We start from the raw sequence: 7,094 nt of genomic DNA on the forward strand, positions 1-7,094 counted from the left end.
CTTATCGATGTATTTAAAATCATGGAAGAAGACGAAATCGTAATGGAGTTCACATCTTCTATAACCCCATGTGTAGTTAAAAATAAAGAGGAAAATAATTGCACATACTTATTATTACCAGTAAGACTTTTAAACAATAACTAGGATGTGATTAAAATGGTTGAAGTACAAATTTCCACAGAGTTTATAAAATTAGATTCTTTCTTAAAATTTACAGGAGCAGCAGTGTTAGGCTCAGAGGCTAAATTTTATATACAAAATGGAGAAGTGAAAGTAAATGGTGAAGTTGAAACTCAAAGAGGAAAAAAATTGTATAAAGATGATGAAGTAGAATTTCAAAATGAGTTTTATAAAATCAAGTAAATATTTAGTGAGGCTGAGTTGACACAGCCTCTTTTAACTTTAAACATAATTTTATAATTGCTCAAGATGAATAAAACCTAATAAAATTTAATAAAAATAAACTCAGATAATTTTTATTTGTAAAAATGGCAAATTAATATACCATATATTAAAATAAAGTTAATAGATAAATTTTACTTTTACAAATAATTGATTATTTTAAATAGATTGCTATTCTAGTAAAATTAAAGGTATTATGTAAAAGGACTGTTTTTTCTACGAAAATTTACACTTGAAACATATATTATGATATAATTTTAGATAGGTGTTTTTATGTATATTAAATATTTAAATTTAATTAATTTTAGGAATTACAAGGAATTAAATATTAATTTCTGTAATGGTACAAATGTGCTTGTAGGAGATAATGCTCAAGGAAAAACTAACATCTTAGAAGCACTTTACTATACAAGTATTGGAAAATCACACAGAACTAATAGGGATAAAGAGCTAGTAAAATGGAACGAAGAAGAAACTTATATAAAAGCTTATGTGGCTAAAGAAAGATTGGACAAAAAAATAGAAATTAAAATTTTCAAGGAAGGAAAAAAGGGAATTAATATAAATTCTATAAAAATAACAAAATTACAAGATTTAGTTGGTGTGCTAAATGTAGTTATGTTTTCTCCAGAAGATTTAGATATAGTAAAAGATTCTCCTTCCTACAGACGACGATTTTTAGATATAGAGCTTTGTAAGTTAAATTCTAAGTATTACTATAATTTATCTATGTATAAAAAAGTTCTCAATGAGAGAAATATGGTATTAAAAAAATATAATAGTAATCCAGACATGCTAGATATATATGACATTCAGCTTTCTGAACTTGGAAGTTATATAGTGAGTGAAAGACTTAATTATATAGAAAAGTTAAATCAAAAAGGAAGAGAAGTTCACAGTGATATAACTCAAAATAAAGAAGTTATAGAATTTAAATATATGATGCAATTGAAGGAAACTAAGGATATTAAAGATCAGCTTTATAATCAACTGTCCATCAGTAGGAGTAAGGACATAGAGAGACGAGTTACATCCGTTGGACCACATAGAGATGATTTTTCAATTTTTATAAATAATATGGATGTAAAAATTTTTGGATCGCAAGGTCAGCAAAGAACTTCTGTATTATCAATTAAATTTGCATCTATGTATATTATTAAAGAGCTAACTGGAGAGTATCCACTTCTTCTTCTTGATGATGTATTGTCTGAGCTCGATACAAAAAGGCAAGAATATATATTGAACTCCATTAAAGATGTTCAAACTCTAATTACTTGTACAGGAATAAATGATATTAAAAATAATCTAACAAGTACGGTTTTTAAAATATTCAAGGTAACAAGCGGTAGCATAGAAGAAATATAAATTAGGAGGGTTACAATGTTTCTGCATTTAGGTGAGAATGTAGTGGTACCAGTTAAAGATGTAATAGGAATCTTTGATATTGATTCCACTATGTATAGTTCAGACACAAGTCAATTTTTAAGAATGGCAGAAGAAGATGGGTTTGTAGAAAGAATTACAAAGGATAAACCTAAATCCTTCGTAATAGCAGAGGTGAATAAAAAGAGTAAAGTATACCTTTCTCCGATTTCATCTGCTACTTTAAGCAAAAGAACAGATATTGCATATTGTGAGCTTTAGTTTAAGTTAGGAGGATAGAAATGAGTAATAATCAAAGTTATGATGAAAATCAAATACAAGTGCTTGAAGGGCTTGAAGCTGTTAGAAAAAGGCCGGGGATGTATATTGGTAGTACTAGCTTAAGAGGACTTCACCACTTAGTATATGAAATTGTTGATAATAGTATAGATGAGGCCTTGGCAGGGTTTTGTAGCAATATAGACGTATTTATTCATGAGGATAACTCAATTACAGTTAGAGATGATGGTAGGGGGATGCCTGTAGGAATTCACCCTAAAATGCATATACCAACTGTGGAAGTTATAATGACTGTACTTCATGCTGGAGGAAAGTTTGGTGGTGGGGGATATAAAGTATCAGGAGGTTTACATGGAGTAGGAGCTTCTGTTGTTAATGCCTTATCAGAACTGTGCGAGGTTGTTGTAAAAAGAGAAGGTCATATTTGGAAACAAGTATTTTCAAAAGGAAAAACTATATCTCCTTTTGAAAGCATTGGAAATACAGATGAACAAGGAACAACCATTCATTTCAAGCCAGATCCTGAAATTTTTGAAGAAATAGAGTTCGATTACGAGACCTTGTGTCAAAGGTTAAGAGAATTAGCTTTTTTAAATAAAGGAATAAGAATTAATATAACTGACGAGAGAAATGATAAAAGCCTACAGTTCCACTATGAAGGAGGAATAAAATCCTTCGTAGATTACTTAAATAGAAATAAAGGAAAAATTCACAATGAGCCGATATATGTAGAAGGTATAAAAGATACTACCTCTGTAGAGATAGCGTTGCAATACAATGATACCTATATTGAAAATTTATTTTCCTTTGCAAATAACATCGATACTGCAGAGGGTGGAACTCACTTAGTTGGATTTAAGACGGCATTAACTAGAGTTTTAAATGATTACGCTAAGAAGTTTGGATTTTTAAAAGAAAATGATAAAAATCTTTCTGGTGAGGATGTAAGAGAAGGTTTAACTGCTGTTATATCTGTAAAATTAACAGATCCGCAATTTGAAGGTCAAACAAAAACTAAACTTGGAAATACCGAAGTTAGAGGTATAGTAGAAACCATTGTTGCAGATACAGTAAGTGCTTTTTTAGAAGAAAATCCATCTGTTGGTAAAAGTATAATAGAAAAGGGATTAAATGCAGCAAGGGCAAGAGAAGCAGCGAAAAAGGCTCGTGAACTTACAAGAAGAAAATCAGTTCTTGAAAGCACTACTCTTCCAGGTAAGCTTGCAGATTGTTCATCAAAGGATCCTGAGGAATGTGAAATTTACATCGTTGAGGGAGACTCTGCGGGAGGTTCTGCAAAACAAGGAAGGGATAGAAGATTCCAAGCAATACTTCCATTAAGAGGAAAAATATTAAATGTAGAGAAGCAGAGACTAGACAAAATCTTAGGTGCAGAATCAATAAGATCTATGATTACGGCTTTTGGAGCAGGAGTAGGTAAAGACTTTGATGTAGCAAAAATAAGGTATAACAGAATAATTATCATGACGGATGCAGACGTTGATGGAGCTCATATCAGAACCTTACTACTAACTTTCTTCTACCGTTACATGAGAGAATTAGTTGATGGAGGTCATGTATTCATTGCACAACCGCCACTGTATAAAGTTACAAAGAGTAAAAAGGATTATTATACTTATAGTGACAAAGAGCTTGAGAAGGTTCTTCAAGAACTTGGTGGAAAAGACAGTAATACCGATATACAAAGATATAAAGGTCTTGGAGAGATGAATGCAACTCAACTATGGGATACCACAATGAATCCAGAAGTAAGAACATTACTTCAAGTTAATGTAGAAGATGCTATGGCTGCAGATGAGATATTTACAATACTAATGGGAGATAAAGTTGAGCCTCGTAGAGATTTTATACAAGAAAATGCTAAAAAGGTTAGCAATTTAGATATATAACCTTTAGGAAATAAAGTGAGGGTGTAGTACATGAATAATGAACATGGGGTATTACCCATTGATATAAGACATGAAATGAAAAAATCTTATATAGATTATGCCATGAGTGTTATAGTAGGCCGTGCTCTACCAGACGTTAGAGACGGTTTAAAGCCTGTTCATAGAAGAATATTATTTTCTATGCATGAACTTGGAGTAACACCAGAAAAAAGCTATAGAAAATGTGCCAGAATCGTAGGAGACGTTTTAGGTAAGTATCACCCACATGGTGATAGCTCTGTTTATGATGCTCTTGTTAGAATGGCTCAGGATTTCTCTATAAGATATACATTGGTAGATGGTCACGGTAACTTCGGTTCTGTAGACGGAGATTCTGCTGCTGCTATGAGGTATACAGAGGCAAAAATGAGTAAAATTACAACTCAAATGCTTCGTGAAATTAACAAGGAAACAGTAGATTTTGGACCAAACTTCGATGGTGAGGAAAGAGAACCATTGGTACTACCATCAAGGTTTCCAAATCTTTTAGTTAATGGTTCATCTGGTATAGCGGTTGGTATGGCAACAAATATACCTCCTCATAACTTAAATGAAGTTATAGATGGGGTAATAATGCTTATTGACAACAGTGAAGTTACAGTAAGCGATTTAATGACAAAGATAAAAGGACCAGACTTTCCAACAGCTGGTATAATATTAGGCAGAGGCGGAATTAAGAGTGCTTATGAAACAGGAAGAGGGAAAGTTCTTGTAAGATCCAAGTGTGAAATAGAAGAACACAATGGCAGAAATAGAATAATAGTTTCAGAACTTCCTTACCAAGTTAATAAAGCAAAATTAATAGAGGCCATCGCAGACCTAGTTAAAGATAAGAAAATTGATGGAATCTCCGATCTTAGAGATGAATCTGATAGAGAAGGTATGAGAATTGTTATAGAGCTAAAAAGGGATGCAAATGCAAATGTAACTCTTAATAGGCTATATAAGCATACAAAAATGCAGGACACTTTTGGTATTATTATGCTTGCGTTAGTAGATAATGAGCCACAAGTTTTAAATTTAAAGCAAATATTAGTTCATTACTTAAATCATCAAAAGGATGTTATAAGAAGAAGAACTATATTCGATTTAGATAAAGCAGAGGCAAGAGCTCATATCTTAGAAGGCTTAATAATAGCGCTAGATCATATAGATGAGGTCATAGCTTTAATTAGAGGTTCAAAAACCACTCAAGAAGCTAAAGAAGGATTAATGAGTAGATTTAATCTTTCTGATAAACAATCTCAAGCAATTCTTGAGATGAGATTACAAAGATTAACAGGTCTTGAAAGAGATAAAATAGAACAAGAATATACAGATATTTTAGAAACTATAAAATACCTAAGATCAATTCTTGAAAATGAAGAAGTTCTTTTAGGCATTATCAAAGATGAATTGATAGAAATCAAGACTAAATATGGTGATGAAAGAAGAACTGTTATTGAAAAAGGTCTAAATAGTTTAGAAGATGAAGATTTAATAGATGAAGAAGATGTGGTTATAACATTAACTCATACTGGATATATAAAGAGATTGCCAGTAGACACCTATAATGCGCAAAAAAGAGGTGGAAGAGGAATACAAGGTGTTAATGCAAAAGAAGATGACTTTGTAGAGCATGTATTAATCACTCCAACGCTAAATAGTATTTTATTCTTCACCAATAAAGGTAAGTCATATAAATTAAAAGCTTATGAGATACCTGAAGGTAGTAGAACATCTAAAGGAACTAATATCGTAAACATACTTCCGTTAGAGGCTGGTGAATGTATTCAAGCGGTTATATCACTGAGAACTTTTGATAGTGATAATTATCTTGTAATGGGTACTAAAAATGGAGTTGTTAAAAAGACATCTTTAGATAAATACGAGCATATTAGAAAAAATGGATTAAATGCTATTACTCTTAGAGAAAATGATGAGCTTATAGGGGTTAGGATTACTACTGGAAATAGTGAAATAGTATTCGTAACTAGAAGCGGCTATTCAATCAGATTTAATGAAAAAGATGTTAGAGAAATGGGAAGAACCGCAACTGGAGTTAAAGCTATAACTTTAAGAGAAGATGATATTGCTGTTTCAATGATTATTGCTAAGACTAATGAGGAATTACTAGTAATCAGTGAAAAAGGATTTGGTAAGAGAACTGATATTTCAGAGTACACTCTTCAAAGAAGAGGCGGAAAGGGAGTTAAGACTTACAAAGTCAGCGAGAAAACTGGTAGATTAGTTGGAGCTAGGGTTGTTAGAGATTTAGATGAAATGATGCTTATAAATAGTGATGGAATAATAATTAGAATTAATGTAAGTGACATTTCAACAACAAGCAGAAATGCTATGGGTGTTAAACTTATGAAAACTGGTGAAGATATAAATATAGTTGCTATAGCTAAAATTAATTATATCGACTCCAAAGAAGAAGAAGTAAATGAAAAAAACGATGAAATTACATTTGAACAAAGCTCAGATGTTGCACTAGAGCTAGAAGATAATGAGTTTGAAGATATTGAAATAGATCTTGATGATATTGAAGATGAGGAAAATTAAAATCTGAAGTACTTCTAGAAAACCCATTAAAATATTAATATCTTTATAAATAAAAAAGTTAAGGTAATATGCCTTAACTTTTTTTTATAAGTTATTAGTGTTATGATAGAAGATCTTAATTCAATATTCCATATTTAGTAATAAGATTTATAAAATTAAAATAAATATTGCTTAGTTTATATAGTTTAGTATTTTAAATATTGATGTAAAATAACTAATATTTGTTGAAATTAACATGGTAAATGAACAATAATCAAAATAAAATCCATAAAAGTAATGGCAACTTTTCCAAGTGTATCAATATTAGGATTTAAAAGATATAAGTAGATTTATGAAGATATTAATAGGTTATTTTCATTGATAACCATTTATTATATATTAAGAAATGTTGCGGTATGATACTATAAGTCTTGTCCTTAAGAGGTGGATACAACATTGAAAATAAATTAATAAATTTAAGAAGATATGTTGACAAAATTTTTTAATGATGATAAGATATAAAAGTCGCCAAGTGGTGACGACGCTACAATGTAG

5 protein-coding genes and 1 pseudogene are annotated in these 7,094 nt (G+C 30.9%); all 6 read left to right on the forward strand.

Going from position 1 to position 7,094, the window contains the following annotated elements; all coding sequences use genetic code 11:
- Nucleotides 1-144, forward strand: a pseudogene (locus tag RR409_RS16070) (DNA polymerase III subunit beta); the annotation flags it as partial.
- Nucleotides 145-156: 12 nt separating this feature from the next.
- Nucleotides 157-363, forward strand: coding sequence for a S4 domain-containing protein YaaA (gene yaaA, locus RR409_RS16075; protein ID WP_332558785.1), 207 nt, complete (start codon nucleotides 157-159; stop codon nucleotides 361-363).
- Nucleotides 364-675: 312 nt separating this feature from the next.
- Complete coding sequence (recF, locus tag RR409_RS16080) at nucleotides 676-1,767, forward strand: DNA replication/repair protein RecF (RefSeq protein ID WP_332558786.1); 1,092 nt, start codon at nucleotides 676-678, stop codon at nucleotides 1,765-1,767.
- 15 nt (nucleotides 1,768-1,782) lie between these two features.
- Nucleotides 1,783-2,046, forward strand: a complete 264-nt coding sequence (locus tag RR409_RS16085) for an extracellular matrix/biofilm biosynthesis regulator RemA family protein (RefSeq protein WP_332558787.1) — start codon at nucleotides 1,783-1,785, stop codon at nucleotides 2,044-2,046.
- 20 nt (nucleotides 2,047-2,066) lie between these two features.
- Nucleotides 2,067-3,974, forward strand: coding sequence for a DNA topoisomerase (ATP-hydrolyzing) subunit B (gyrB, locus tag RR409_RS16090; protein WP_332558788.1), 1,908 nt, complete (start codon nucleotides 2,067-2,069; stop codon nucleotides 3,972-3,974).
- Between the two features lie 30 nt (nucleotides 3,975-4,004).
- Entirely contained in the window at nucleotides 4,005-6,560 is a 2,556-nt protein-coding gene (gyrA, locus tag RR409_RS16095) for a DNA gyrase subunit A (RefSeq protein ID WP_332558789.1), read from the forward strand.
- Nucleotides 6,561-7,094 lie beyond the last annotated feature (534 nt).

This window comes from Clostridium sp. (assembly GCF_036642255.1).
GTDB lineage: Bacteria > Bacillota > Clostridia > Clostridiales > Clostridiaceae > Clostridium_J.

Bases quoted from the DNA above. Each gene is read 5' to 3' on its own strand.
- gyrB (WP_332558788.1), top strand. From the start codon at position 2,067: ATGAGTAATAATCAAAGTTATGATGAAAATCAAATACAAGTGCTTGAA.
- recF (WP_332558786.1), top strand. From the start codon at position 676: ATGTATATTAAATATTTAAATTTAATTAATTTTAGGAATTACAAGGAA.
- yaaA (WP_332558785.1), top strand. From the start codon at position 157: ATGGTTGAAGTACAAATTTCCACAGAGTTTATAAAATTAGATTCTTTC.
- RR409_RS16085 (WP_332558787.1), top strand. From the start codon at position 1,783: ATGTTTCTGCATTTAGGTGAGAATGTAGTGGTACCAGTTAAAGATGTA.
- gyrA (WP_332558789.1), top strand. From the start codon at position 4,005: ATGAATAATGAACATGGGGTATTACCCATTGATATAAGACATGAAATG.